We start from the raw sequence: 24323 nt of genomic DNA on the forward strand, positions 1-24323 counted from the left end.
CTATGGCTTATATGCGTAATCTGGCCGCAGCTTTATGCTGCGGCTTTTTCTTGTCCATCGCGTGCGCCGCGCCGGCGCCGGCGGCGCTGCAACCGAATGCCACGTCGGTGGCACCGGATGCCGCCATCAAGCCGCGTCCCAAAGTCGCGCTGGTGTTGTCCGGCGGCGGCGCGCGTGGCTTCGCCCACATCGGCGTGCTGCGCGCCTTGCAGGAACTGCGGATCCCGGTCGACATCGTGGTCGGCACCAGCATGGGCAGCGTGGTCGGCGGCGCGTACGCGGCCGGCAGCTCGGTCGATCAACTGGAACAACTGGTGCGCCGTACCGACTGGAACGCCGTGGTGGCGGACCGTCCGCCGCGCGACCAACTGGTGGCGCGGCGCCGCGAGGAAGACCTGCTGCTGCCGTCGCGCATTGAATTCGGCGCGCACCTGGACGGCGTCTCGTTGCCGCCGGCCGCCGCCGGCAACGAAGCGCTGGAACTGGCGCTGACCCGCGTGCTGCCGCCCGGCGCGCGCGACAAGCCGGCCAACCTGCTGCAGCTGCCGTTCCGCTCCGTCGCTTCCGACCTGGTCACCGGCGAACTGGTGGAGTTGACCGACACGCCGCTGTTCCTGGCGATGCGCGCATCGCTGGCCGTGCCGGGCGTGTTCGCACCGGTGCGCGTGAACCAGCGCCTGCTGGTGGACGGCGGCCTGGTACGCAACCTGCCGGTGGACGTGGCGCGCGAGATGGGTGCGGACATCATCATCGCCGTGAATGTCGGCACGCCGCTGGCGCAGGAGAAGGAACTTGTGAGCGCGGTCAGCGTGGCGCAGCAGATGCTGCAGATCCTCACCGAGCAGAACGTCCAGCGCTCGCTCAAGGAACTGCGGCCCAGCGACGTGCTGTTGCAGCCGGACCTGGGCGGCATCGGCTTCCTCGATTTCGGTCGCCATGACCGCGCCATGAAGGAGGGCGAGGCGGCGGTGCGCGCCATGAGCGCCAAGCTGGTGGGACTGGCCTTGCCGGAGTCGCAGTACGCCTCGTATGAAGTGAACCGCTCCTCGGCGCCGGTGGCGATCGACCAGCCGGTCAAGTTGACCAGGCTGGAAGTGGCGCCCAGCGGCCGTATCAATCCCAAGGAACTGGAAGTGCAGAGCGGCCTGAAACTGGGCCAGATGGTCACCAGCGAGCAAGCCACCGCCGCCGGCAACCAGCTGTTCGGACGCGGCGACCTGTCGCGCGTGGAGACGGAAGTGCGCGACGATGAGAACGGCCGCAGCGTGCTGATCAAACCGACAGAGGCCGATTGGGCGCACAGCCGCCTGCGCGTGGGCCTGGAGCTGAACAGCGACTTCAGCGAGAACAGCGCCTTCCAGTTCAAGGCCATGCACGTGCTGTCGTCGCTCAACGACTGGGGCGCCGAGTTGCGCACCATCGGCAGCGTGGGCACCCAGCGCGCGCTGGGCTTCCAGTTCTGGCAGCCGCTGGGGCCGGGGTCGCAGTGGTATGTGGCGCCGGCGCTGGAATACGCGTCCGGTTCGAGCGACATTTTCAACACCAGCGGCTTCCGCCAGGTGCGTGTGGCTTACGATTACACGGCCGCCTCGGTGGGGGTGGGGCGGCAGCTGGGGCGCTGGGGCGACGTGCGTTACTCGGTGGGACGGCAGGTCAGCAATCAGCATCTGAGCATTCCGGAAGACCTGACCAACATGCGCGCGCTGCAGACGGTGCAGGCGCTGAGCTTCAACATCGATACCCTGGACACCATCGCCTTCCCGACGCGCGGCACCTTGTTCAGCCTGGAGTGGCAGCGCGCGGTGGAAAAATCGAAGAACAGCGCGCCGGTGCCGACGCGGCAAAGCCTGCAGGGGCTGGAGGCGTTCCACACTGGCCGCTGGGCCGGCCACGTGTACGCGGAATGGGCGCGCAGCCAGGGCGGCGCAGGGGATAACAACCTGGGCGGCTTCCTGCGCCTGTCGGGCACCACGCCGGAATCGGTGGTGGGCAGCCGCACGGTGCTGGGCCGGGTGGTGATGGCGCGCAGCATCGGCGCCATGCCGGCGGCGCTGGGCGGCGACGTGCGGCTCGGCTTCTCGCTCGAAGCCGGCGCCGCCTACAGCCCGACCGATCCGCTCAGCTGGGGCAAGCTCAAGCAGGCAGCCAGCGGCTTCATCGCGGTCGACACGCGCTTCGGACCCTTGTACTTCGGCACCGGCACCACCAAGGGTGGCAAGAGCAGCGCCTACCTGTTCCTCGGCCCGATCTGGTAATTTATTTGCGGCGCAGGGCGGTGAAGGCGGCGAATTCCCAGGAGCGGAAGCCGACCAGCAGGGTGAAGCCGTCGCGCTCGTGCGCTCCCAGGCGGCGGTCGCCCTGGTGCAGCCGCGCCAGCTCGCCCGCCAGTTGCTGCACGCGTCCCACCAGTTCCTGCGCGCTTGGCAGCGATAGCCGTGCCGGCAGGCAGAGCAGCGTTTCGCCGGCGCCGTCGAAGCTGCCGCCGAAGTAATCGTCCACCACGTGCTCGCGGAAGAATTGCTGCACCGGACCGTCCGGCAGCCAGCGGAAGGCGTTCGAGACGCGCAGGCGGTAGCGGTTCAGCGGCTTGAGTTCGATCAGGCCCAGGCGGTCCAGCTCGGCCAGCAGGACGATGCATTCCGGCTCCGTCAGCGCGTAGGTTTCCAGCACTTGTTCCAGCGTCCAGTGCCCGAGACAGCTGATCGCCATCAGCAACAGCTTGGGATTGGCCAGCAGCGATTTTTCCTGCGTCAGCGTGAGCCGGTCCGCCTGCGGCGTGGCGTCGGCCGCGCCGCGCAGCACGTCTTCCATCGGCACTCCGGCCGCCTTGCAGATCTGCGCCAGCCGCGACAGCGACATGTCCTGCTGGCCGAACATGCGCTTGACGCTCGATTCGCTCATCGCAATGCGCTCGGCCAGCATTTTGTAGGTCACGCCGGCGGCCCGCATCTGGGTCCGCAGCACTTGCAGCAGTAGTTCCGGTGAGCTCATTTTACGCCTTGGTAAAAAAACAAAAGGTATCGTATCACGATACCCGTCGGTGTGAAAATCTCTCCCTGGAATAATTAATTAGTACATCCGCGCGAAGTGGGGGACACTGCTTGCGCTGTCTCTCGTAGTAGAGACGGCGCCCTGAACTACCTTACGGAGAAGAGATGTCCAACACGATGTTGAAAGTGGCGATGGCCATGGTGATCGGCGCCGGTTGCGGCAGCGCAGTGGGCGCCGAACCGTCGCCTGTCTATGTGGGCGCGGACGTCGGCACCCAGTTCAGCAACAACACCAGCCTGGTGCGCGCCTACGCCGGCTACAAGCTGGGCACCGAGCAGGTGCATGCGGTGGAATTGATGGTGTTTACGCTGGGCACCGAGTCCAGAGTATTCCAGTGGGGGGATTTCAGTTATTCGGGCGGAAACCGGGTGCGCGCGAACGGCATCGGCGTCAACTGGACTACGGCGTTGCCTCTGAACGAAAACTGGACGCTGACCAGCCGGCTGGGTGGCAACTATGCGCACGCCACCACCCGCTCCCGTTATGCAGGCTATGCCGGACAAGACAACAGCTATGACCGTGGCGGCGTGACGGCGGGCGTTGGCCTGGCGTACCGGCTCAACCCAAATGTGTCGCTGACGGTCGACCTGAGCTACATGCCGGTCCACCTGAACGCCTATGAGAAAAATACCAAGCCGACGCTGGGCACCGGCTTGCGTTACAACTTTTAACCTGAGAGCGGGCGCCACGACCGGCGCCCGCTGAGGGTTTCCACCTTACAGCACGTAACGCGACAGGTCTTCGTTGACCGCCAGCGCATCCAGGCGCGCATTCACATACGCCGCATCGATTACCACGGTCTTGCCGGTGTCTTCAGTGGCTGTGAACGACAACTCTTCCAGCAGCTTTTCCATCACCGTGTACAGCCGGCGCGCGCCGATGTTTTCGGTCCGTTCGTTGACCGAGTAGGCGATCTCCGCCAGGCGCGTGATGCCTTCCTGCGCAAATTCCAGTTTCACGTCTTCCGTTGCCAGCAAGGCTTCGTACTGCTTGGTCAGGCAGGCGTCGGTGCTGGTGAGGATGCGTTCGAAATCGGCGATCGACAGCGATTCCAGTTCCACCCGGATCGGGAAGCGGCCTTGCAGCTCGGGAATCAGGTCCGACGGCTTGGCCAGGTGGAAGGCGCCCGAGGCGATGAACAGGATGTGGTCGGTCTTGATCATGCCGTACTTGGTGTTGACGGTCGTGCCCTCCACCAGCGGCAGCAGGTCGCGCTGCACGCCGGCGCGCGAGACGTCGGCGCCGCCCACTTCCGAGCGCGAGGCGATCTTGTCGATCTCGTCCAGGAACACGATGCCGTTCTGCTCCACGTTCTGGATGGCTTTCTGCTTCATCTCGTCTTCGTTGATGAGCTTGGCCGCTTCCTCGTCCACCAGGAACTTCATGGCTTCCTTGATCTTGACCTTGCGCGCCTTCTTGCGCTGGGCGCCGATGCCGGAGAACATGGACTTGATCTGCTCGGTCATTTCCTCCATGCCGGGCGGGGCCATGATTTCCATCTGCGGGCCGGCTTCGGCCAGCTCGATCTCGATTTCCTTGTCGTCCAGCTCGCCCTGGCGCAGGCGCTTGCGGAAGGTCTGGCGGGTGGCGTCGTCCTTCGGCGCCTCGGTGCTGGCCGACGGCGTGAAGCCGAAGTCGCGCGCCGGCGGCAGCAGGATGTCGAGCACGCGGTCTTCGGCAGCGTCTTCGGCGCGGGTGCGCACTTTGGCCATCTCGGCCAGGCGGGTCTGCTTGACGCCGATGTCGACCAGGTCGCGGATGATGGTGTCGACGTCGCGGCCCACGTAGCCGACCTCGGTGAACTTGGTGGCTTCGATCTTGATGAAGGGCGCGTCGGCCAGCTTGGCCAGGCGGCGCGCGATCTCGGTCTTGCCGACGCCGGTCGGGCCGATCATCAGGATGTTCTTCGGCGTGATTTCATGACGCAGCGGCTCTTCCACCTGCTGGCGGCGCCAGCGGTTGCGCAGTGCGATGGCGACCGCTTTCTTGGCCTTGCCCTGGCCAACCACGTGTTTGTCGAGCTCGCCGACGATTTCCTGCGGGGTCATGTTCATGCTGGATCCAGTGTCTCAATGATGTGGTTCAGATTGGTGTAGATGCACAGCTGCCCGGCGATGGTCAGTGATTTTTTGACGACTTCCGCCGGCGACAGTTCCGTGTTCTCGACCAGCGCCTTGGCCGCCGACTGCGCGTAGGTGCCGCCCGAGCCGATGGCGCCGACGCCATCCTCCGGTTCCAGCACGTCGCCGTTGCCGGTGATCACCAGCGTCGATTCGCTGTCGGCCACCAGCAGCATGGCTTCCAGGCGGCGCAGCACGCGGTCGGTGCGCCAGTCCTTGGCCAGCTCGACCGAGGCGCGCAGCAGGTTGCCCTGGTGCTTTTCCAGCTTGCCTTCGAAGCGGTCGAGCAGGGTGAAGGCGTCGGCGGTGCCGCCGGCGAAGCCGACCAGGACCTTGCCCTGGTACACCTTGCGCACCTTGCGGGCCGTGCCCTTCATGACGATGTTGCCGAGCGTGACCTGGCCATCGCCGCCCAGCGCGACTTCCTTGCCGCGACGCACGCACAAAATGGTGGTGCCGTGAAATTGTTCCATAGTTACCTCAAAGTAATGATGCGGGCTGCTTCAAGACCAAAAAGTGGGGCCGGGAACTAGAATTGCAAGTTAATACTTGTGGGGATAAATCCGCGCCAGGCCGGCAAAGCCCAGCAGCCGCAGCAGGGCAGCGACCAGGTGATTGACGTCGCGGAAGGCCAGCTTGCGCCCCTCGCCGGCCCAGGGCTGCAATACCGTGTGTAGCTGGATCGCGCTGGCGTAGTCGATGCGGGTCAGGCGCGAGCAGTCGAACACCAGGGCCGGATATTGCTCAGCATACTGTTGTATCGCCGGCAGCAGGGCGCCAAGTTGATGTTCTATGATCGGCGGCAACATGAAGCGGTCGGGCGAAGCCGAAACCTGTTGCGCCGGCGCCATGGCGACCTGGTGCGGCGCCGTGAACGAGGGGGGCGACACTTCGAAGGTGACGCAGTAGTCCATGCCGATTTGCTCGAATTCCTTTTCGCGGTTTTGCAGCTGCAGCAGTTCCAGCAGCAGCAGCCACACGGCTTCGCCTTCGTCGCGGCGGCCGATGGCGAGGTTGGCGCGGATCTGCGCGCTGAGCGTCGCCGCGCCCACCAAGATCAGCTCGCGCTGCTGCTGTTGCAGCTGGCGCAGCGTTTCCAGCAGCAGGGCGGCGCCGTTGGCCGCCACCGCCGTCACGCGGATCAGTTCCAGCCGCAACACGGGATGGTCGGCTGCCAGCTGGCGCAGGCGCTCCAGCTGCGGAGCGATGTGCTGGTCGAGCACGCCGGCGAACGATTCGGTCGGCGTCAGCCCGGCCCAGTCCGGCGAGTGGGCGGACAGCACGGCCGGCGCGTGCCACGGCGGCGGCGAGGTTTCAAAGGTGCTGGCGTAGTCGATCGACAGGTTGTCGAAGGCGTCCTGCTGGCCGCTGACCTGGTACAGGTCGAACAGCATCCACCAGGCGCTGCGGTCGCTGTTGTGGTTGGCGCCGGCCACGGCGTCGACCAGCATCTGCTGGGCCACGGCGGCCTGGCCGTTGGCGTACAGAATGGCGATTTCCTCGACCAGCGGCGTGCTGTCGTCGGCGCTGGCCAGCGGCAGTTCCTCGTCGCCCATCAGCATGGTGGTCGGGAAATCGTCGAGCGGCTCGGCATCGTTGCTCGCGCGCGGCGGCCGGGCCGGGCGCTGGCTGCCCCACGCCGGTTCGCCCTGGCTGAAGATGTCGGCCGCCATCGCCGATTCGATGGCGTCGATCTTCATGGCGGTGGCGCGGGCGATCTCGCGCTGGCGCGCCTGCTGGCTCAGGCGTTCGGCTTCGCTGTTGGCGGCCAGCCGCGCCTGCTCGTCGTCGGTCAGCGGCGGCAGCGGCTCGGTTTTCTTGAAGAGAGAGAACAATCCCATAGCCGCCTAGTGTAGCTGCTTTCCGCATAAAAAAAGCACGCGGCGTGAGGCGCGTGCTTCTTGATGGGAATGGCGGGAATTAATCGCCGTACAGTTTCTGCTTCAGTTCGCGGCGTTGCTGGGCTTCCAGCGACAACGTGGCGGTCGGACGGGCGATCAGGCGTGGAATGCCGATCGGCTCGCCGGTTTCTTCGCACCAGCCGTAGTCGTTGCCATCGATGGCGGCGATCGACTGCTGAACTTTCTTCAGCAGCTTGCGCTCGCGGTCGCGGGTGCGCAGTTCCAGCGCGTGCTCTTCCTCGATGGTGGCGCGGTCGGCCGGGTCCGGCACCAGCACGGTTTCGCGCAGGTGTTCGGTGGTTTCGCCGGCGTTTTTCAGCAGCTCTTTTTCCAGGGCCTGCAGCTTGGCCTTGAAGAAGGCCATTTGCGCAGGATTCATGTAATCCTTGTCATCCATCTTCAGAATTTCTTCTTCGGTCAGGATGCGGTCAGCGGCGGCTGGGGTCGATTTATTAGTTTTGGTCATAACTTCGCTTACCTTCGATACGACAGAGTTGGAACATTAATCAGCCCGGGTTCGTGGCTATTTAGCCATCCCCACAAAACCCGGATAGTTTATACCAGACATTGTTCTAAACCGCTAATAAAGATGTCTTTAGGGAGATTTTTGCCTATAAATACCATTTTGCTGCCACGAACGTCGTTTTCTCCCCATTTCGCGCCGAGGTCGCTGCCCATGATCTGGTGCACGCCCTGGAATACTACCTTGCGGTCGGCATCCTGCATGAACAATACGCCTTTGTAGCGCAGCATGCGAGGACCATATACATTGACCAGGCCGCCGAGGAACTCGTCGAGCTTGGCGGTGTCGAACGGACGGTTGCTTTTGAAGACGAAAGCGGCGATGTCGTCGCTGTGGTGGCTGTGGTGGTGGTCATGGCCGTGATGCTCGTGGCCATGGTCGTGGTCATGCTCATGGTGGTCGTGGCCGCAGTGCTCGTCGTGCACGTGGCCTTCCTCGTGGGTTTGTTCGGTCAGCAGGAAGTCCGGATCGAGTTCCAGCTTGTCGTTCAGGTTGAAGCCCTTCAGGTCCAGCACCTCGGTGATCGGGGCACGGCCGAAATCGGACTTGCTGACCGGGGCGCGCGGATTGATGCGGGCCAGGCGCGCGGTCAGCGCCGCCAGCTGTTCCTCGGTCACCAGATCGGCCTTGGACAGCAGCAGCTTGTCGGCGAAACCGACCTGGCGCTGGGCTTCTTCGTGCTGGTCCAGCTGCTCCATGGCGTGGCGGGCGTCCACCACGGTGACCACGGCGTCCAGCATGTAGTGAGCGCCCACTTCCTCGTCAACGAAGAAGGTCTGCGCCACCGGGCCGGGATTGGCCAGGCCGGTGGTCTCGATCACCACGCGGTCGAACTGGATTTCGCCGGCTTCGCGCTTTTGCGCCAGATTGCTCAGCGCCACGATCAAGTCGCCGCGCACGGTGCAGCAGATGCAGCCGTTGTTCATTTCCACGATCTGTTCGCCGGTGTCCTGCACCAGGATCTCGTTGTCGATGTTTTCCTGGCCGAATTCGTTCTCGATGACGGCAATGCGCATGCCGTGCTGTTCCTGCAGGATGCGGTTGAGCAGGGTGGTTTTACCGGCGCCGAGGAAGCCGGTCAGGATGGTGGTGGGAATCATGGCCATGTTGTTTATAGTTTCAAAATGCGTGGATGCAATCGGGCGATTATGCCGGAATTTTTCCGGCGCTTGCAATTCGCCTGATTGAGCGATATCAGCACGCGCTGCGGAAAAACTACTTCAGCTTGGCGCGCGGGTGGGCTTTGTCGTAAACCTCGGCCAGGTGCTGGAAGTCCAGCGCGGTATAAACCTGGGTCGAGCTGATGCTGGAGTGGCCCAGCATTTCCTGTACTGCCCGCAAATCGCCCGATGATTGCAGCACGTGGGAGGCGAAGGAGTGGCGCAGCATGTGCGGGTGCACGTGCACCGGCGCGCCGTTGGCCACGCCGTGGGCCTGCAGCCGCTGCTGTATCACGCGCGGCGAGACGCGGGTGCCGCGCGTGCTGAGGAACAGCGCGTTGCCGCCGTCGGCCGGCGCCGGGCGCACCGCCAGCCAGGCTTGCAGCGCCTCCAGCGCGGCCTTGCCCACCGGCACCGTACGCCGCTTGTTGCCCTTGCCGGTGACGGTCACCTCGCGGTTGCCGGTTTCCACCCAGCCCAGGCTGTCCTTGCCGGGCGTGAGGTCGAGGCCCACCAGTTCGGACACCCGCAGGCCGCTGGAATACAACAGTTCGAACATGGCGCGGTTGCACAGCTCGGCCGGCTCGGGCGAGGCGCCGGCGACCGGGCGGGGCGGTGCGACCAACTGCACGGCATCGTCGACCGACAACGCGCGCGGCAGGGTCTTGGCGCGCTTGGGCGCGCGCACGCCCTGCACCGGGTTGGCGGCCAGCGGCGTGTGCTCGCCGAGCCAGTTGAAAAAGCCGCGCCAGCTCGACAGCTTGCGCGCGATCGAACGCGGATCGAGTTGCTGGGCGTGCAGTTTGGCGGTCAGGCGGCGGATGGCGTGGTGGTCGAGCGCGGTCCACTCGACGGCGCCGGACAGTCCTGCCAATTCCTGCAGGTCGCGCGCGTAGGCGGCGACGGTGTGGGGAGAGAGCCGGCGCACGCCGGCCAGGTGGGCCAGGTAAGCGTCGATCCAGGCCAGCTTGGGGTCTGGAGCGTCGCTCATCGGGGCAGGCCTCAGGCCAGCAGCCAGGCCAGCGCGGTGCTGGAGGTTTCGCCGATGTGGACCAGGAAGTCGGTCGCCATCAGCGAGGTGAAGCGGTTGGCGTCCTGCGAACCCATGATCAGCAGGCCGAAGGCTTGCTTGTCGCCCGGCTTGCGCAGCGGGATGATGACGGTCGATACCACGGCCGAGGCGTCGTCCAGCCAGCGCACCGCTTCAAAGTCCTTGTTGGCGCCGCAGTACGGGGCCAGCAGGCTGTTGGCGAAGATGCGCGCATCTTCCGACACGCCCTTGACGAACCATTCGTCCAGGTAATCCGGCGCGGTGCCCCAGATGCGCAACGTCACTTGCGGTACTTCGAATGCGGTCTTCAGGCCGTTGACCACGGAGAACGGCATCGAGCCCACGTCTTCCGATTGCAACAGCACCTGGGTCCAGCGGTGGAACTTGTTGGCGATGGCTTCGTTTTCCGAGGCCAGGCGCATCAGGTTGCTCATGCGCAGTTCCAGCGCTTTGTATTTGTCGCGCAACACTTCCATCTGGCGCTCCTGCAGCGAGACGGCGCGTCCCGTCAGCGGGCTGGCCAGCTTGATCTCGCCCAGCAGGTCCGCGTGCTCGTCGAAGAACTGCGGGTTGTCGGTCAGGAATTGTGCAACGAGGGTGGAATCCAGTGGGGCGGTCATCGAGGTACTTTGCTATGCGGTGGTGGTGTGCAATTTTAAACGAAAAAAAACGGACATGGTGTCCCATGCCCGTCATTCCCCAACTCACGCTGGCAGTTCTTGCCGACTGCGCCGCTTAGAAGTTGTGATGGATACCCATGCTGTAGTAATTGAAGGTGGCGGCCGGCGTCAGCTTCTTGCGGGTGCCGTCGACGTACAGATAGGTGCGCGGCGACAGGTTGTAGTCGTAGCCGAGCGAGAATTGCTTGGTCTTGGCGATCAGCGGGCTGTTGAGCGCATTGTCCGGCGTCTTGCGGCCGATACCGGCGCGGATCAGTCCCGGGCCGACCGTGTAGTTGGCGCCCACCAGCCAGGCTTTGGTGTCGGGATTGATCGGCAGGCTGTAGTCCTGGTCCTGGTGCTGGTAGGAACCCATCAGTTTCAGATCCTTGGTGGCCTTGAACGAGGCGCCGACCGACCACAGCTTGGTGGACACGGCGTTGCGCTCATACGCGGCGTAGGCCGAGAACGGGCCCTGGGTGGCGGTGCCGCTGATCGAATACGGATGGACCGGCGCCATGCTGTTGGCCGGGAACTGCGGCGCGGCGGCCGTGCCGCGGCCGATGATGACGGGATTGTTGTTGGCTTCCTTGGTGGCCACCGTCACGTTCAGCTGGAAGATGCCGCCCAGTACCGGGGTGTTGTAGAACACCGCGTTGGAGAAGCGGTTCAGCGAGTTGCCGGCCACGCTCATCGGATCGGAGGTGTAGCCGGCCACTTGAAGGTCGGTCTGGTAGCCGGCCACGGCGGGCATGCCCGACCAGGGTTCGTAGGCGGTGCTGGTTTCCTGGAAGGCGGTCAGGCCACGGCCCAGGCGGATGGTGCCGAAGTCGCCTTGCAGACCAACCCGGCTCTGGCCCTGGAACAGGGGACGCACGGTGCTTTCGATGACGCCGGTGTCGGGCTCGTAGCGAATTTCCAGCTGGAACAGGGCCTTCAGGCCGCTGCCGAGGTCCTCCACGCCACGGAAACCGAGCTTGTTGTTGTCGCGTTTGCCCACGGCGGTGATGTCGGTATCGGTGCGGCGCGAGACGCCTGCGTCCAGGGTGCCGTAAATGACCACGGAGGACTGTGCGTAAGCTGCGGAGAAGCTGCCCATCAGAGCCAGAGCCAACAAAGATTTCTTCATTTGTTATTTCCTTTATAAGTGTGAATCGCATCCCCGCTGCTGCTTGACCGCCGGTTGCTAGAACCTTAATGGCTCGCTGACTGGTTTGTGCTGGAATGGTCGATTGTGACGGCTTGTTTTGGTCGAAAGCCATGCAAGCCGGGCTTCTTGTTGTATTTTTGAAACGCTTGTCAGGCGCGTCATTTGACCCGTTTCATGCCTGATTTGCTTTCATTTGGGCATCAAAACAGCTCTAGCGTACAGGCGGGAGTGGGGGGCGGCGTTTGTGGAAGATCAAGCGGCGGCGCATATTGTTTAGGGTGTGGCGCGAATCGCACGCTACACTTAGGTTCATATGGCGTCGCAGACAGCAATCGCGGCCCACCCGCTTTCGATGAATCGCATTCATAAAGAGACGATGGCCAATCGAGAAGAGTTAGGGATCATACGGGGCGCCCGCGCCGGAGACGCGGACTGCCAACTGGCGCTGGGCAAGTTGTACTTGTTCGGCGGCGCCGGCTTGCCCCTCAATATGCCGACCGCGCTGCACTGGCTGGGCCGCGCCGCCCGGCAGGAGCGCGAGGAAGCGTGGCGCCTGATCGGCAGCCACATCCCGTTTGAAACCGCCCGCAACTGTCCGCCCGACGTGCTGCCGTGGTACGAGCGCGCCTACGACGCCGGCATCAAGCAAGCCGGCCTGGTGCTGGCGCAACTGGTGCTGCAACAACCCGCCGCCAACGATTCCCCGGAACTGCGCCACAAGGCCCAGCAGGCGCTGGAGGCGGCCGCGCGCGCCGGCTTGCCGGAGGCGCAATGGCTGCTGGCGCACCAGGCCGATGGCCGTCCGCTGAATTCCGTGGCGCCGGTACAACGCAACGCCCGTCCGGTGGCGGCACGCCGTCCGTCGCCGCCAGCGTGGCGTGCCGACAACGTTATTCCGACCGAGGACTACACGCGGCTCGACCAGTTGTGGCGCCAGGACCACATGCTGTTCCTGGCGCATGCCACGCCGCTGCTGCAACGCCTGCTGGCCACCGCGCCGGCCGACGCCGAGACGGCGCGCGCCTGCGACTGGCTGCCCGGCCCGCCCCAAGTGGTGTTGCTGGCGCGCTGCGCCGAGCTGTTGCCAGCGTCGGCCGATGATGATGGCAGCCGCCACCAATGCTGCGAACTGGCGGCCTACGGCGGCGACCGCAATGCCCAGCTGGCGCTGGGCCTGTGGTTCGCGCGCATGGATGGCGAGGGCAAGCGCCAGAGCAGCGGCATCGCCGCCGTCAATTTCAAGCGCGCCATCCGCTGGCTGACGCTGGCGGGCGAACAGGGGCTGGCGGACGCGTGGTTTGCGTTGTCGCGCATTTATCTGAAGCCGGAATTTTCGCAGCGCTGCGTGGCCGAGGCGCAAAGCTATCTGGAGCGCGCCGCCGAGATGGGCCATGTCGCCGCCCAGCTGGAGTGCGGCATGTATGCCTGGCGCAACCGCCGCACCGACGAGCACAGCGATGTGCGCGCCGCCTACTGGCTGCAGAAAGCGGCGGCGCAGGGATGCGCGGAAGCGGAAACGGCCCTGGCACGGGTCGCCGCCTCGCCCAAGGAGGCGGGCTGGGTGGCCAGCATCGTGACCTGTCTGACGCGGGAATTGTTGGAAAGCCAGCCATTGCTGGCGGCGCGGCTGGAGCTGGCCGCGCTGTTCGGCCTGAGCCGGGCGGAAGCCCTGCTGCTGGATGTGACGGCGGCCGACCAGGGGCATTGCCTGGTGGTCGATATCCGCGCCAGTTACGGCCGCAGCAAGCGCCGCCTGGTGTTGCTGCGCACGGCGCGCGAGCGCCAGGCGCTGGACCGCATCGTGCGCCTGTTCGAATCCATCGACAGCGGGCCGGACGGGCTGGAAGGCAACTACCGCCAGCGCCTGTACCGTCTCAAGACCTGGTTGCCGCACGTCGGCGGCGACGACCTGCTGGCCGCCTAGATTTCTATTTCACCTTCGAACACCGTTACCGCCGGGCCGGTCAGCCAGACCGGTTGACCTTCGCCATCCCAGCTGATCGACAACTGGCCGCCGCGCGCATCGATGCGCACCGGGCTGTCGAGCAAGCCGCGGCGGATGCCGGCCACGGCCGCCGCGCAGGCGCCGGTGCCGCAGGCCAGGGTTTCACCGACGCCGCGCTCGAACACGCGCAGCTTCACGTGCTGGCGGTTGATGATCTGCATGAAGCCGGCGTTGACGCGGTTCGGGAAGCGCACATGATGCTCGATCAGCGGACCGGTCAGTTCCACCGGCGCGGTGTCCACATCGTCCACCACCTGCACCGCGTGCGGATTGCCCATCGACACCGCCGAAATCAGCACGCTCTCGCGCGCGCCGCCCAGTTCCAGCACCAGCGGCCACAGGGTGTCGCGGCCTTGCGGCTCGCCCTGCAGGCCTTCGGCGTCGAACGGCACGCGGCCCGGTTCCAGGATCGGTGCGCCCATGTCCACCGTGATGCTGCCATCCGCTTCCAGGCGCGGCGCGATCACGCCGGCCTTGGTCTGCACGCTGATGCTGGTTTTATCGGTCAGGCCTTTTTCCGCCACAAACTTGACGAAGGCGCGCGAGCCGTTGCCGCACTGCTCGACCTCGCCGCCGTCGGCGTTGAAGATGCGGTAGCGGAAATCGCAGCCGGCCTCGGTCGGTTTCTCGACCAGCAGGATCTGGTCGGCACCCACGCCGAAGCGGCGGTCGCCCAGCAGCTGCCACTGGGCCGGCGTGAAGTCGATGTGCTGGGTGACGCCGTCGATCACGACGAAGTCATTGCCGGCGCCGTGCATTTTGGTGAATTTCAGTTTCATGGGCGGTGGTCTACAGTTTGCGGTACAGCGAAGGCTCGCCGTTCGGGCGCGTCTTGAAGCGTTTGTGGGTCCAGAAATACTCGGCCGGCGCCTCGCGCACGCGTTCCTCGATGAACTGGTTCATGCGGCGGGTGGCGGCCACCATGTCGTCGCCGGGATAATTGTCCCACACTGGATAGAATTTCACACGCCAGCCACGGTAACCGGGCAGGAAGGTGGCGATCACCGGCATCACCTGCGCGCCGGTGGTGGCGGCGATGCGCGCGGTGGCCGTCAGCGTGGCGGCCTGGATGCCGAAGAAGGGCACGAACTCGGCATCCTTCTCGCCGAAGTCCATGTCCGGCAGCATGAAGTAGGGCAGCTTGTCGCGCAGCGCGCGCAGGATGGGCTTGATGCCGTCCTGGCGCGTGAACAGCTTGACCGGCTTGAAGCGGGCGCGGCCGGCGCGCAGCACCTGGTCGAAGGCGGCGTTCTTTTGCGTCACGTACATCGAGGAGGCGCTGGCTTCCATGGCGATCGAAGCGCCGGCCACGTCCAGGCACACGAAGTGCGGGCACAGCAGGATGGTCGGCTTGTCGGTCATGGCGGCCACCGGGATTTCGCCGTCGGGATCGATAGTGATCAAGCGTTTCAGGCGCGCTTCCGATGCCCACCACAGCACGGCGCGTTCCCACACGCTGCGCGAATAGGCCTGGAAATGGCGGTGCGCGATATCGACCCGTTCGGCTTCGGTCAGTTCCGGCATGCACAGGCGCAGATTGGTCAGCGCGATGTGGCGGCGCGAGCGCAGCGTCATGAACAGCAGGCTGCCGATGGCGTCGCCGAAGCGGCCCAGCAGCGGCAGCGGCAGCCAGTGCAGCAGCCACATTAATCCCAGCATTACTTTCATGTTTATTCTCCCGCCTTGGCGGCCGACGGCGCTTCAATTCCGTGCGGCACCTTGTAGCGGTTATAGCTCCAGTAGTATTGCGACGGGCTGCGGACGATCAGGCGCTCCATGGCGCTGTTGATGGCTTGCGCCTGCGCGGCGCTGTCGCCGTCCAGCGAACCGTCAAAGGGCACGAAGCGTACCACATAGCCGCGCCCGCCTGGGAGGCGCTCGGCGTAGGTGATGATGACGGTGGCGTCGCCCAACTGCGCCAGCTTGGCCGGCAGCGTCATGGTGTAGGCCGCGCGGCCGAAGAAAGTGGCCCACACGCCTTCGCCTTCCTGCGGCACCTGGTCGGGCAGCACGCCGACCGGCTGGCCTTTCTTGAGAAACTTGGCCAGCATGCGCACGCCGGACATGGTGGCCGGTGCCAGCAGCAGGTTCTTGCGCGCGCGCGCGCCCTCGATCAGCGGCTTGAGTGCCGCTTTTTTGGGCGGACGGTACATCACCATCAGCTCGGTGCGCAGGGCAATTTCCTGGGCCACGATCTCAAAGCAGCCCAAGTGTGGCGTCATGAACACAATCCCGCGACCGGCGTCCAATTCGTTTTGCACCAGTTCCCAGTTTTCCAGGCTGGCGTGGCGCGACACGCGGGCCGGGTCGGCGCACCAGATGAAGGGTAGTTCGATGATGCTCTTACCGGCTTCCGCCACGGCGGCATTGAGGTGTTCGCCTACGCCTGCCTGGCGCATATTGTCGCGCATGCGGCGGCGGTAAGACGGCGAGGCCCAATACACCAGCCAGCCTAAGGCCGCGCCGGCGGCGTGCAGGAATGGCAAGGGGAAAATCGACAGGAAGCGAAAAAGGGGAACCAACATGGAGAGTTTGTGCCTGTGTTAGGAGCAAGTTTTTTTAAAAAAGCGTAAAATAACACGATAAGTAGTAACCGCTGAGTTAATGACAACTTGCGTCGCGGTATATAAATGTCGCTAAAGCGTCGCAAGCCGTGCCGGTATGCGACCGTTTTCTAACCATATCAGGAGCTTGCGATGTCAAATGATTACCTCTTCACCTCTGAATCCGTCTCGGAAGGTCACCCCGACAAGGTCGCTGACCAGATTTCCGACGCCATCCTCGACGCGATTCTGGCCCAGGACCCGAAAGCCCGTGTTGCCGCCGAAACGCTGTGCAACACCGGTCTGGTGGTACTGGCAGGTGAAATCACCACCCACGCCAACGTTGATTATATTCAAGTTGCGCGCGAAACCATCAAGCGCATCGGTTACGACAACACCGACTACGGTATCGACTACCGTGGTTGCGCGGTGCTGGTGGCCTACGACAAGCAGTCGCCCGACATCGCCCAGGGCGTGGACGAAGGCGCCGGCATCGACCTGGACCAGGGCGCCGGCGACCAGGGCCTGATGTTCGGCTACGCTTGCGACGAAACCGCCGAGCTGATGCCAGCGGCGATCCACTACGCGCACCGTCTGGTCGAGCGCCAGTCGCAGCTGCGCAAGGACGGCCGCCTGCCATGGCTGCGTCCGGATGCCAAGTCGCAAGTGACCCTGCGTTACGTCAACGGCCGCCCGGTGGCGGTGGACACCGTGGTGCTGTCGACCCAGCACGCGCCGGAAATGCTGCACAAGCAGATTGAAGAAGCGGTGATTGAAGAGATCATCAAGCCGGTGCTGCCGAAGGAATGGCTGCAGGACACCAAATACCTGGTCAACCCGACCGGCCGTTTCGTCATCGGCGGCCCGCAGGGCGACTGCGGCCTGACCGGCCGCAAGATCATCGTCGACACCTACGGCGGCGCCTCGCCGCACGGCGGCGGCGCGTTCTCGGGCAAGGATCCATCGAAGGTGGACCGTTCGGCGGCCTACGCGGCGCGCTACGTGGCCAAGAACGTGGTGGCGGCCGGCCTGGCGCGCCAGTGCCAGGTGCAGGTGTCGTACGCCATCGGCGTGGCGCGTCCGATCAACATCACCGTCTACACCGAAGGCACGGGCGTGATTTCGGACGAGAAGATCGCCGAACTGGTGATGGCGCACTTCGACCTGCGTCCGAAAGGCATCGTGCTGATGCTGGACCTGCTGCGTCCGATCTACGCCAAGACCGCCGCCTACGGCCACTTCGGCCGCGAAGAGCCTGAATTCACCTGGGAGCGCACCGACAAGGCCGCCATCCTGCGCGACGCCGCCGGCCTGAAGTAATCAGACCTAGACAGCCTTTGCTGTAGCGGAAAACACCAACGCCCCGGATTCCGGGGCGTTGTCATTTGGGGCGCGGCGGCGGCGGCGGCGGCGGCTTGAGTGGCAGGTATTTGCGCCAGTATTCGTCGTTGTTATTCATGGTGATGCTCCTCGTAATGCAAATCCACCCGGTTCTGGGCCTTGGCTTGCACCCGCCCGGTCAGCAGCAGGTCGTGCTTGGATTTGCTGATGGTGATGCGATACCGTTCCCGCAATGCGATTAATTTCTTTTCAAACTCCAGTACCGAAAAGCCGCCGTTGATTTTCATGCGCACGATCAGGGTGCCGATGTCGAGTCCCAGCGATGACAGGTCGGCTGCCGCGATCGCATGCCGACGGAGATTCTCCGTGACTGCAATTTGCTTGGACACGATGGCCAGCAGTGCGCTGGCCGACGTGAATACAGGCCATAAAAAAGTATAGGCACTGTTTTGCCAAAATACGAGGCCTGTCACGGCCGAACTGCCCGACGAGATCGCCACGGCGATCTTGGTCGCGTTGTCCAGCCAGCCCCAGCGTGCCAACAGTGCGCGCTCGATTTTCTCGGCGTAGTGCACTTGGTACTGTAGCTCGTGGGCTTCGTTCCAGATGGCATCACGCGGGTCCATGATCTTGTTCATCGGCTAAAGCATCAATGTACGCCCCGTCGCGCGGCGACGGTTTGATGCATCTCAAGTGGTTTTTTTTCTGGATTCCCGCCGAGGTGATGCTAAAATGCACCCTCCGAGGAGCGCTGCGACGAACTTGATTCGCCAGGCTCGGAGATCCAAACCGCGCTCACGTTACTTTTTTCAACACATGAAAGGAGGGCGTGATGAACGCCGTACTCAAAACCGCTCAAGACTACCTGGTCGCCGATATCTCCCTGGCGCCATGGGGCAACAAAGAAATCAAGATCGCCGAAACCGAAATGCCTGGCCTGATGGCAATCCGCGAGGAATTCGCCGCCGCCCAGCCGCTGAAAGGCGCACGCATCACCGGTTCGCTGCACATGACCATCCAGACCGCCGTGCTGATCCAGACGCTGGAAGCGCTGGGCGCCGACGTGCGTTGGGCGTCGTGCAACATCTACTCGACCCAGGACCACGCCGCCGCCGCCATCGCCGCCGCCGGCACGCCTGTGTTCGCCATCAAGGGCGAAACCCTGGACGAATACTGGGACTACACCCACCGCATCTTCGAATGGCCTGCCGACGCATCGGGCAACGCCGTGTACTCGAACATGATCCTGGACGACGGCGGCGACGCCACCCTGCTGCTGCACCTGGGCGCGCGCGCCGAGAAAGATATCTCGGTGCTGGCCACCCCAGGCTCGGAAGAAGAGATCTGCCTGTTCAACGCCATCAAGGCCCACCTGGCGATCGACCCGGCCTGGTACTCCAAGCGTCTGCCGCACATCCTGGGCGTGACCGAGGAAACCACCACCGGCGTGCACCGCCTGTACCAGATGCACAAGGACGGCAAGCTGGCCTTCCCGGCGATCAACGTCAACGACTCCGTCACCAAATCGAAATTCGACAACCTGTACGGTTGCCGCGAATCGCTGGTCGACGGCATCAAGCGCGCCACCGACGTGATGATCGCCGGTAAGGTCGCCGTGATCGCCGGTTACGGTGACGTCGGCAAGGGCTCGGCCCAAGCCATGCGCGCCCTGTCGGCACAAGTCTGGGTGACCGAGATCGATCCGATCTGCGCCCTGCAAGCCGCGATGGAAGGCTACCGCGTCGTGACCATGGATTACGCCGCCGAACACGGCGACATCTTCGTCACCTGCACCGGCAACTATCACATCCTGACCGAACAGCACATGCTGGCCATGAAAGACCAGGCCATCGTCTGCAACATCGGCCACTTCGACAACGAGATCGATGTCGCCGCGCTGAAGAAGTACACCTGGGAAAACATCAAGCCACAGGTCGATCACGTGATCTTCCCGTCGGGCAAGCGCATCATCCTGCTGGCCGAAGGCCGCCTGGTGAACCTGGGTTGCGGCACCGGTCACCCGTCGTACGTGATGTCGTCGTCGTTCGCCAACCAGACCATCGCCCAGATCGAGCTGTACGCCAACACCGCCAAGTATCCGGTCGGCGTGTACGTGCTGCCTAAGCACCTGGACGAAAAAGTGGCGCGCCTGCAGTTGAAGAAACTGAATGCGCAACTGACCGTGCTGACCCAGGAACAGGCCGACTACATCGGCGTGACCCAGGAAGGTCCGTACAAGCCAGATCACTACCGTTATTAATCTGAACAACTGAAGGCGGGGCTACGGCCCCGCTTTTTTGCAGCGAGAACTTCTTATGCGTCTGGTCCTTACCTGGTTAATCAATGCAATTGCCCTGCTGGCAGTGCCTTACCTCATGCATTCCGTCGATGTCACAAGCATAGGCGCAGCCCTCGTCGCGGCTCTTGTACTGGGCCTGGTCAATACGCTGATACGTCCCGTCCTCCTGCTCCTGACGCTGCCCGTGACCTTGTTGTCGTTGGGCCTGTTCATCTTCATCGTCAACGGCTTCATGTTCTGGCTGGTGGCGCAATGGGTGGATGGCTTCCATGTCGACAGCTTCCTGTCGGCCGTCGGTGGCGCCGTGTTGTACAGCATTATTTCCTGGGCTTTGTCGACCTTACTTTTGAAGAACCCAGATGGACACTCCTAACTTCAGTATCGAATTCTTCCCGCCGAAAACGGCGGAAGGCGCGGAAAAGCTGCGCGTCACGCGCGCCAAGCTGTCCGAGCTTAAACCCAAGTATTTTTCGGTGACCTTCGGCGCCGGCGGCAGCACGCAGCGCGGCACGCTGGACACCGTGGTGGAAATCCTCAACGCCGGCGAAGACGCCGCGCCGCACCTGTCCTGCGTGGGCGGCACGCGCGAGTCGATCCGCGAGATCCTGGCCGAGTTCAAGTCGCACGACATCAAGCGCATCGTCGCATTGCGCGGCGACTTGCCGAGCGGCTACGGCGCGGCCGGCGAATTCCGCTACGCGAACGAGCTGGTGGAATTCATCCGCCAGGAAACCGGCGACTGGTTCCACATCGAAGTGGCGGCCTATCCGGAAGTGCACCCGCAGGCCAAGTCGCCGCAGGATGACTTGCTGGCGTTCGAGCGCAAGGTCAAGGCAGGCGCCAACGCCGCCATCACCCAGTATTTCTACAACGCCGACGCCTACTTCCAGTTCGTCGAGCAGACGCAGAAGCTGGGCATCGACGTGCCTATCGTGGCAGGCATCATGCCGATCACGAACTACACGCAGCTGATGCGTTTCTCGGACATGTGCGGCGCCGAGATCCCGCGCTGGGTGCGATTGAAGCTGGCCAGCTTCGGCGACGACAGCGCCTCGATCAAGGCCTTCGGCCTGGACGTGGTGACGGCGCTGTGCGAACGCCTGCTCAAAGGCGGCGCGCCCGGCCTGCACTTCTACAGCATGAACCAGGCGGCGGCGACCACCGCGCTGTGGCAGCGACTGACTTAAACTTCGGTGATGATGCGGTCCAGCGCCACATCGTGGGCGTCGGCGCCGAACGGCACCTGCAGGCACTGGTAGGCTATTCCCAGTGTCTGCGGGCGCGGCGTGTGACGCGCCAGCGTGCGGTCGTAGAAACCGCCGCCGTAGCCCAATCGGTATCCATCCGCATTGAAGCCCAGGCAGGGCACCAGCAGCGCCGGCGGATACGCTGTCTGCAAGCGCAAATCGGCCGGCACGGCCACTCCCATCTGATCCTTCACCATCGCCTCGCCGGGAAGCCACTCGGCGAACTCCAGGGCCGCATCTTTTAGCACCACCACCGGCAGCAGCAGGCGCGCGCCAAGGCGGGCCAGTTCGGCGTAGGCTGGGTGCAGGTCGGGCTCGTCGCGCAGCGGCCAGTAGACCCCCAGCGCGGACGGCTGTTCGGCCTTCCACCACGCCAGCACCTGATCGCCGATGGCGCGGTCCCACGCGGCGCGTGTTGCACCGTCGATCGCGCGCCGCGCGGTCAGCAACTGCTTCCTTAAATCGGCCTTCCGCGCTGGTGAATCGGCATCGCTGCATGGTATTCTAGGAGTGCTGGGAATGCTGGTCATATTGATTCAAGTCTTAAGAGAGTTGCACATTGATTTCTGCTTCGAAATGGATAGCCGGCGCCCTCGTCGTTGCCTTCACTACTTTTGCGCACGCCGACGACACCGATAGCCGCACAGAAGATAATTCCTTCCTGCTGCTGCGCGACGCTGTCCGTCAGGACGACGCTTCCAAGGCGGACTTCTACGCCGCCCGGCTGCCCAATTATTCTATCCCGTCCTACGTCGATTATTATCGGCTCAAATCGCATTTGAAGGACGCCTCGCAGGCTGAAATCCGCGAATTCTTCAAGCGCTACGAAGGCCAGGCCATCGTCGACCGTTTGCGCAACGACTGGCTGCTGGAACTCGGCCGCAAGCGCGACTGGGCCACCTTCGACGAGCAACTGCCGCTGTTCGTGCTGAACGACGACACCCAGGTCAAATGCTACGCGCTGATCTCACGCGCGCTCAAGGGCCAGAAGGTGGCGGACGAAGCGCGCGCGCTGCTCACCGCGCCGAACGCCTACGGCGAGCCTTGCGCCACGCTGATCGCCACCTTGTACCAGGCTGGCCAGTTCAACGTCGACGACCTGTACGCGCAACTGCGCCTGTCCGGCGAATACAACGCCACCGGTCAGGCACGCCGCATCGTCACGCTGCTCGACGGTCCGGAAAAGAAAGCCGTGCAGGCGGTCGACCTGCCGGCAGTGGCGGTGGCCAAGGGCATCGGCGCCGGCAAGCTGGAACACCAGATCTACATCGTCGCCATCGGCCGCCTGGCCAAGACCAGCACCAAGCTGGCGACGCTGGCGCTGAACAAGGCGGCGCCGAAAATGACGGCGCAGGAATTGCAGCAAGGCTGGGCCGCGATCGCGCTGCAAGCCTCGTATTCGCTGGCGCCGGAGACCACCGATTACTGGAAGCGCGCCAACGGCGCCCAGCTGTCCATCGACCAGGCGCAGTGGAAGACCCGCATCGCGCTGCGCAACGGCGACTGGCGCCAGGTCGAGAACAACATCCGCGCCATGCCGGCGGCGCTGCGCAGCGAGCCGACCTGGGTCTACTGGCTGGGCCGCGCCCTGATGGCGCGCGATGGCGTCAGCAGCCAGCCTTCCGGTGAAGCGCTGCAGCTGTTCCGCAGCATCGCCGACCAGTCGAACTATTACGGCCAGCTGGCGCTGGAGGAAACCGGCAAGCTGATTTCCATTCCGACCGCCGGCGCGCCGATCACGCAGGCGGAGATCGTGCCGATGGCCGCCAACCCCAACTTCCAGCGCGCGCTGAAGTTCTTCAGCATGCGTTTGCGCTTTGAAGGCACGCGCGAATGGAACTGGGGCCTGCGCAACCTGAACGAACGCGAACACCTGGCCGCCGCCGAATTCGCGCGCCAGAACCATATCCTCGACCGCATGGTCAACACTTCGGAGCGCACCCGCATCCAGGTCGACTACACGCAACGCTTCCCGTCGCCGCACAACGACGTCATGCACCCGGCCACGCAGACGCTGGGGCTGGACAAGGCCTGGGTCTACGGCCTGATACGGCAAGAGTCGCGCTTCATAATGGATGCGCAATCGCATGCCGGTGCTTCGGGCCTGATGCAGGTGATGCCGTCCACCGGCCGCTGGGTCGCCAAGAAGATCGGCCTGGCCGATTTCGCGCAGGACATGCTGAGCGACGTGCGCACCAACATCCTGCTGGGCACCAATTACCTCAACATGGTGCTGGGGAATATGGATGGCTCGCAGGTGCTGGCCACCGCCGCGTACAACGCCGGGCCGGGCCGCCTGCGTTCGTGGCGCGCGACACTCAACAAGCCGATGGACAGCACCGTGTTCATCGAATCGATTCCTTATTTCGAGACCCGCACCTACGTCAAGAACGTGATGTCGAACGCCACCTACTACGCGGCGCTGTTTGAAGGCCGCCCGCAATCGCTGAAGGCACGCCTCGGCAGCGTGGCGCCCAAAGGCTACACCGAACAGGAAGAGCAAGAGACCAGCTTCGTTCCTCGCTAAACCACACAGGAAGCATCACCATCATGCAGACCACTCAACTAGATCCCAGCCTGTCGCAAACCCTGGCCGCCGCACGTTCGCCCGGCCTGACGCTCGTCATCGGCAACAAGAACTACTCCTCGTGGTCGATGCGCCCGTGGGTGGCGATGACCGCCTTCGGCATTCCGTTCCAGGAAGTGCGCGTACTGCTGGACCAGGACGACACCGCCAACCGCATCTGCAGCTACTCGGCATCGGGCCGCGTGCCGGTGCTGCTGGCCGGCGAGGAAATGACCATCTGGGACAGCCTGGCGATTTGCGAATACCTCGCCGAGCAGTTCCCTGAGCTGCATCTGTGGCCGCAGGACGTGGCGGCGCGCGCCATCGCCCGTTCGGTGTGCGCCGAGATGCACGCCGGCTTCAGCGACCTGCGCACCTCGATGTCGATGAACATCCGCGCCAGCTTCCCCGGCAAGGGCCGCACGCCGGGCACGCAGGCCGACATTGGCCGCATCAGCGAAATCTGGGAAGAATGCCTGTCGCGCTTTGGCCATCACCAGTTCCTGTTCGGCGAGTTCTCGATCGCCGACGCTTACTATGCGCCGGTGGTGATGCGCTTCCGTACCTACGGCGTGTCGCTGGCGCCGGCGCTGGACGCCTACTGCCAGCGCGTGCTGGCCCATCCCGCCGTGGCGCGCTGGATCGAGGAAGCGCTGGCCGAAACCGAGACGGCGCCCAAGCACGATGCGGAAATGCCGGACTAAATC

23 protein-coding genes and 1 riboswitch are annotated in these 24323 nt (G+C 64.1%); of the genes, 9 read left to right on the forward strand and 14 right to left on the reverse strand.

The window, feature by feature from the left end:
* Positions 1-2 precede the first annotated feature (2 nt).
* Positions 3-2255 carry a patatin-like phospholipase family protein gene (locus ACXZ1M_RS14950; RefSeq protein WP_459053907.1) on the forward strand — a complete coding sequence of 751 codons (2253 nt, stop codon included), beginning with the start codon at positions 3-5 and terminating at the stop codon, positions 2253-2255.
* A gap of 1 nt (position 2256) precedes the next feature.
* On the opposite strand, the gene ACXZ1M_RS14955 is transcribed toward ACXZ1M_RS14950, so the two are convergent.
* Positions 2257-2991, reverse strand: a complete 735-nt coding sequence (locus ACXZ1M_RS14955) for a helix-turn-helix domain-containing protein (RefSeq protein ID WP_459053908.1) — start codon at positions 2989-2991, stop codon at positions 2257-2259.
* Positions 2992-3155: 164 nt separating this feature from the next.
* On the opposite strand from ACXZ1M_RS14955, the gene ACXZ1M_RS14960 reads away from it, so the two are divergent.
* Entirely contained in the window at positions 3156-3722 is a 567-nt protein-coding gene (locus ACXZ1M_RS14960; protein ID WP_459053909.1) for an outer membrane protein, read from the forward strand.
* A 45-nt stretch (positions 3723-3767) separates the two neighbouring features.
* Here ACXZ1M_RS14960 and hslU read toward each other — a convergent pair whose 3' ends face one another.
* The 8 genes from hslU to ACXZ1M_RS15000 form a co-directional block, all read right to left on the reverse strand.
* The gene (hslU, locus tag ACXZ1M_RS14965) at positions 3768-5105 is read right to left on the reverse strand and encodes an ATP-dependent protease ATPase subunit HslU (RefSeq protein WP_459053910.1); all 1338 of its coding nucleotides are present in this window, start codon (positions 5103-5105) and stop codon (positions 3768-3770) included.
* A complete protein-coding gene (gene hslV / locus ACXZ1M_RS14970) occupies positions 5102-5644 on the reverse strand; it encodes an ATP-dependent protease subunit HslV (protein ID WP_161047548.1) in 543 nt (180 codons plus the stop codon). The genes hslU and hslV overlap by 4 nt, the downstream gene beginning before the upstream one ends.
* A gap of 69 nt (positions 5645-5713) precedes the next feature.
* Entirely contained in the window at positions 5714-7012 is a 1299-nt protein-coding gene (locus ACXZ1M_RS14975) for an STAS domain-containing protein (RefSeq protein ID WP_459053911.1), read from the reverse strand.
* A gap of 79 nt (positions 7013-7091) precedes the next feature.
* On the reverse strand, positions 7092-7538 hold the full coding sequence (gene dksA / locus ACXZ1M_RS14980; protein ID WP_459053912.1) for an RNA polymerase-binding protein DksA: 447 nt from the start codon (positions 7536-7538) through the stop codon (positions 7092-7094).
* A gap of 89 nt (positions 7539-7627) precedes the next feature.
* A complete protein-coding gene (locus ACXZ1M_RS14985; protein WP_459053913.1) occupies positions 7628-8701 on the reverse strand; it encodes a CobW family GTP-binding protein in 1074 nt (357 codons plus the stop codon).
* Between the two features lie 109 nt (positions 8702-8810).
* Positions 8811-9746 carry a tyrosine recombinase XerC gene (locus ACXZ1M_RS14990; RefSeq protein ID WP_459053914.1) on the reverse strand — a complete coding sequence of 312 codons (936 nt, stop codon included), beginning with the start codon at positions 9744-9746 and terminating at the stop codon, positions 8811-8813.
* An 11-nt stretch (positions 9747-9757) separates the two neighbouring features.
* Positions 9758-10426 carry a DUF484 family protein gene (locus ACXZ1M_RS14995; RefSeq protein WP_459053915.1) on the reverse strand — a complete coding sequence of 223 codons (669 nt, stop codon included), beginning with the start codon at positions 10424-10426 and terminating at the stop codon, positions 9758-9760.
* Between the two features lie 115 nt (positions 10427-10541).
* Complete coding sequence (locus ACXZ1M_RS15000) at positions 10542-11594, reverse strand: porin (protein WP_459053916.1); 1053 nt, start codon at positions 11592-11594, stop codon at positions 10542-10544.
* A gap of 397 nt (positions 11595-11991) precedes the next feature.
* Here ACXZ1M_RS15000 and ACXZ1M_RS15005 point away from each other — a divergent pair, with 397 nt between their 5' ends.
* Entirely contained in the window at positions 11992-13539 is a 1548-nt protein-coding gene (locus ACXZ1M_RS15005) for a tetratricopeptide repeat protein (RefSeq protein WP_459053917.1), read from the forward strand.
* On the opposite strand, the gene dapF is transcribed toward ACXZ1M_RS15005, so the two are convergent.
* The 3 genes from dapF to ACXZ1M_RS15020 are packed head-to-tail and all read right to left on the reverse strand — an operon-like array spanning position 13536 to position 16145.
* Positions 13536-14399: a diaminopimelate epimerase gene (gene dapF / locus ACXZ1M_RS15010; RefSeq protein ID WP_459053918.1), complete on the reverse strand. Its 864-nt coding sequence runs from the start codon at positions 14397-14399 to the stop codon at positions 13536-13538. The two genes, ACXZ1M_RS15005 and dapF, sit on opposite strands and share 4 nt — an antisense overlap.
* A gap of 10 nt (positions 14400-14409) precedes the next feature.
* Entirely contained in the window at positions 14410-15288 is an 879-nt protein-coding gene (locus ACXZ1M_RS15015; RefSeq protein ID WP_459053919.1) for an LpxL/LpxP family acyltransferase, read from the reverse strand.
* Between the two features lie 2 nt (positions 15289-15290).
* Positions 15291-16145, reverse strand: a complete 855-nt coding sequence (locus tag ACXZ1M_RS15020; RefSeq protein WP_459053920.1) for a lysophospholipid acyltransferase family protein — start codon at positions 16143-16145, stop codon at positions 15291-15293.
* Positions 16146-16316: 171 nt separating this feature from the next.
* On the opposite strand from ACXZ1M_RS15020, the gene metK reads away from it, so the two are divergent.
* Complete coding sequence (gene metK / locus ACXZ1M_RS15025; protein ID WP_459053921.1) at positions 16317-17483, forward strand: methionine adenosyltransferase; 1167 nt, start codon at positions 16317-16319, stop codon at positions 17481-17483.
* 131 nt (positions 17484-17614) lie between these two features.
* On the opposite strand, the gene ACXZ1M_RS15030 is transcribed toward metK, so the two are convergent.
* The gene (locus tag ACXZ1M_RS15030) at positions 17615-18142 is read right to left on the reverse strand and encodes a hypothetical protein (protein WP_459053922.1); all 528 of its coding nucleotides are present in this window, start codon (positions 18140-18142) and stop codon (positions 17615-17617) included.
* 99 nt (positions 18143-18241) lie between these two features.
* A riboswitch (S-adenosyl-L-homocysteine riboswitch) is annotated at positions 18242-18308 on the forward strand.
* 28 nt (positions 18309-18336) lie between these two features.
* Between ACXZ1M_RS15030 and ahcY the strand changes: the two genes are divergently transcribed.
* Genes ahcY through metF form a run of 3 tightly spaced genes read left to right on the forward strand, consistent with a single transcriptional unit; the run spans position 18337 to position 20990 of the window.
* The gene (gene ahcY / locus ACXZ1M_RS15035) at positions 18337-19764 is read left to right on the forward strand and encodes an adenosylhomocysteinase (protein ID WP_459053923.1); all 1428 of its coding nucleotides are present in this window, start codon (positions 18337-18339) and stop codon (positions 19762-19764) included.
* Positions 19765-19819: 55 nt separating this feature from the next.
* Positions 19820-20176 carry a phage holin family protein gene (locus tag ACXZ1M_RS15040; protein WP_373990036.1) on the forward strand — a complete coding sequence of 119 codons (357 nt, stop codon included), beginning with the start codon at positions 19820-19822 and terminating at the stop codon, positions 20174-20176.
* A complete protein-coding gene (metF, locus tag ACXZ1M_RS15045) occupies positions 20163-20990 on the forward strand; it encodes a methylenetetrahydrofolate reductase [NAD(P)H] (RefSeq protein WP_459053924.1) in 828 nt (275 codons plus the stop codon). The genes ACXZ1M_RS15040 and metF overlap by 14 nt, the downstream gene beginning before the upstream one ends.
* On the opposite strand, the gene ACXZ1M_RS15050 is transcribed toward metF, so the two are convergent.
* Positions 20987-21580: a 5-formyltetrahydrofolate cyclo-ligase gene (locus ACXZ1M_RS15050; RefSeq protein WP_459053925.1), complete on the reverse strand. Its 594-nt coding sequence runs from the start codon at positions 21578-21580 to the stop codon at positions 20987-20989. The genes metF and ACXZ1M_RS15050 overlap by 4 nt on opposite strands.
* A gap of 29 nt (positions 21581-21609) precedes the next feature.
* On the opposite strand from ACXZ1M_RS15050, the gene ACXZ1M_RS15055 reads away from it, so the two are divergent.
* Both ACXZ1M_RS15055 and ACXZ1M_RS15060 read left to right on the forward strand, forming a co-directional pair.
* The gene (locus ACXZ1M_RS15055) at positions 21610-23577 is read left to right on the forward strand and encodes a lytic transglycosylase domain-containing protein (protein WP_459053926.1); all 1968 of its coding nucleotides are present in this window, start codon (positions 21610-21612) and stop codon (positions 23575-23577) included.
* Positions 23578-23600: 23 nt separating this feature from the next.
* Positions 23601-24320 (forward strand): glutathione S-transferase family protein, encoded by a 720-nt coding sequence (locus ACXZ1M_RS15060; protein WP_459053927.1) that lies wholly within the window; start codon positions 23601-23603, stop codon positions 24318-24320.
* The last annotated feature ends 3 nt before the right edge of the window (positions 24321-24323 follow it).

It is taken from the genome of Duganella paludis (assembly GCF_054461335.1).

Bases quoted from the DNA above. Each gene is read 5' to 3' on its own strand.
- ACXZ1M_RS14960 (WP_459053909.1), top strand. From the start codon at position 3,156: ATGTCCAACACGATGTTGAAAGTGGCGATGGCCATGGTGATCGGCGCC.
- metF (WP_459053924.1), top strand. From the start codon at position 20,163: ATGGACACTCCTAACTTCAGTATCGAATTCTTCCCGCCGAAAACGGCG.
- ACXZ1M_RS15015 (WP_459053919.1), bottom strand. From the start codon at position 15,288: ATGAAAGTAATGCTGGGATTAATGTGGCTGCTGCACTGGCTGCCGCTG.
- ahcY (WP_459053923.1), top strand. From the start codon at position 18,337: ATGAACGCCGTACTCAAAACCGCTCAAGACTACCTGGTCGCCGATATC.
- dksA (WP_459053912.1), bottom strand. From the start codon at position 7,538: ATGACCAAAACTAATAAATCGACCCCAGCCGCCGCTGACCGCATCCTG.
- hslU (WP_459053910.1), bottom strand. From the start codon at position 5,105: ATGAACATGACCCCGCAGGAAATCGTCGGCGAGCTCGACAAACACGTG.
- ACXZ1M_RS15020 (WP_459053920.1), bottom strand. From the start codon at position 16,145: ATGTTGGTTCCCCTTTTTCGCTTCCTGTCGATTTTCCCCTTGCCATTC.
- ACXZ1M_RS14995 (WP_459053915.1), bottom strand. From the start codon at position 10,426: ATGACCGCCCCACTGGATTCCACCCTCGTTGCACAATTCCTGACCGAC.
- hslV (WP_161047548.1), bottom strand. From the start codon at position 5,644: ATGGAACAATTTCACGGCACCACCATTTTGTGCGTGCGTCGCGGCAAG.
- ACXZ1M_RS14990 (WP_459053914.1), bottom strand. From the start codon at position 9,746: ATGAGCGACGCTCCAGACCCCAAGCTGGCCTGGATCGACGCTTACCTG.
- ACXZ1M_RS14985 (WP_459053913.1), bottom strand. From the start codon at position 8,701: ATGGCCATGATTCCCACCACCATCCTGACCGGCTTCCTCGGCGCCGGT.
- ACXZ1M_RS15050 (WP_459053925.1), bottom strand. From the start codon at position 21,580: ATGACCAGCATTCCCAGCACTCCTAGAATACCATGCAGCGATGCCGAT.
- metK (WP_459053921.1), top strand. From the start codon at position 16,317: ATGTCAAATGATTACCTCTTCACCTCTGAATCCGTCTCGGAAGGTCAC.
- ACXZ1M_RS15000 (WP_459053916.1), bottom strand. From the start codon at position 11,594: ATGAAGAAATCTTTGTTGGCTCTGGCTCTGATGGGCAGCTTCTCCGCA.
- ACXZ1M_RS15030 (WP_459053922.1), bottom strand. From the start codon at position 18,142: ATGAACAAGATCATGGACCCGCGTGATGCCATCTGGAACGAAGCCCAC.
- ACXZ1M_RS14955 (WP_459053908.1), bottom strand. From the start codon at position 2,991: ATGAGCTCACCGGAACTACTGCTGCAAGTGCTGCGGACCCAGATGCGG.
- dapF (WP_459053918.1), bottom strand. From the start codon at position 14,399: ATGAAACTGAAATTCACCAAAATGCACGGCGCCGGCAATGACTTCGTC.
- ACXZ1M_RS15040 (WP_373990036.1), top strand. From the start codon at position 19,820: ATGCGTCTGGTCCTTACCTGGTTAATCAATGCAATTGCCCTGCTGGCA.
- ACXZ1M_RS14975 (WP_459053911.1), bottom strand. From the start codon at position 7,012: ATGGGATTGTTCTCTCTCTTCAAGAAAACCGAGCCGCTGCCGCCGCTG.
- ACXZ1M_RS15060 (WP_459053927.1), top strand. From the start codon at position 23,601: ATGCAGACCACTCAACTAGATCCCAGCCTGTCGCAAACCCTGGCCGCC.
- ACXZ1M_RS14950 (WP_459053907.1), top strand. From the start codon at position 3: ATGGCTTATATGCGTAATCTGGCCGCAGCTTTATGCTGCGGCTTTTTC.
- ACXZ1M_RS15005 (WP_459053917.1), top strand. From the start codon at position 11,992: ATGGCCAATCGAGAAGAGTTAGGGATCATACGGGGCGCCCGCGCCGGA.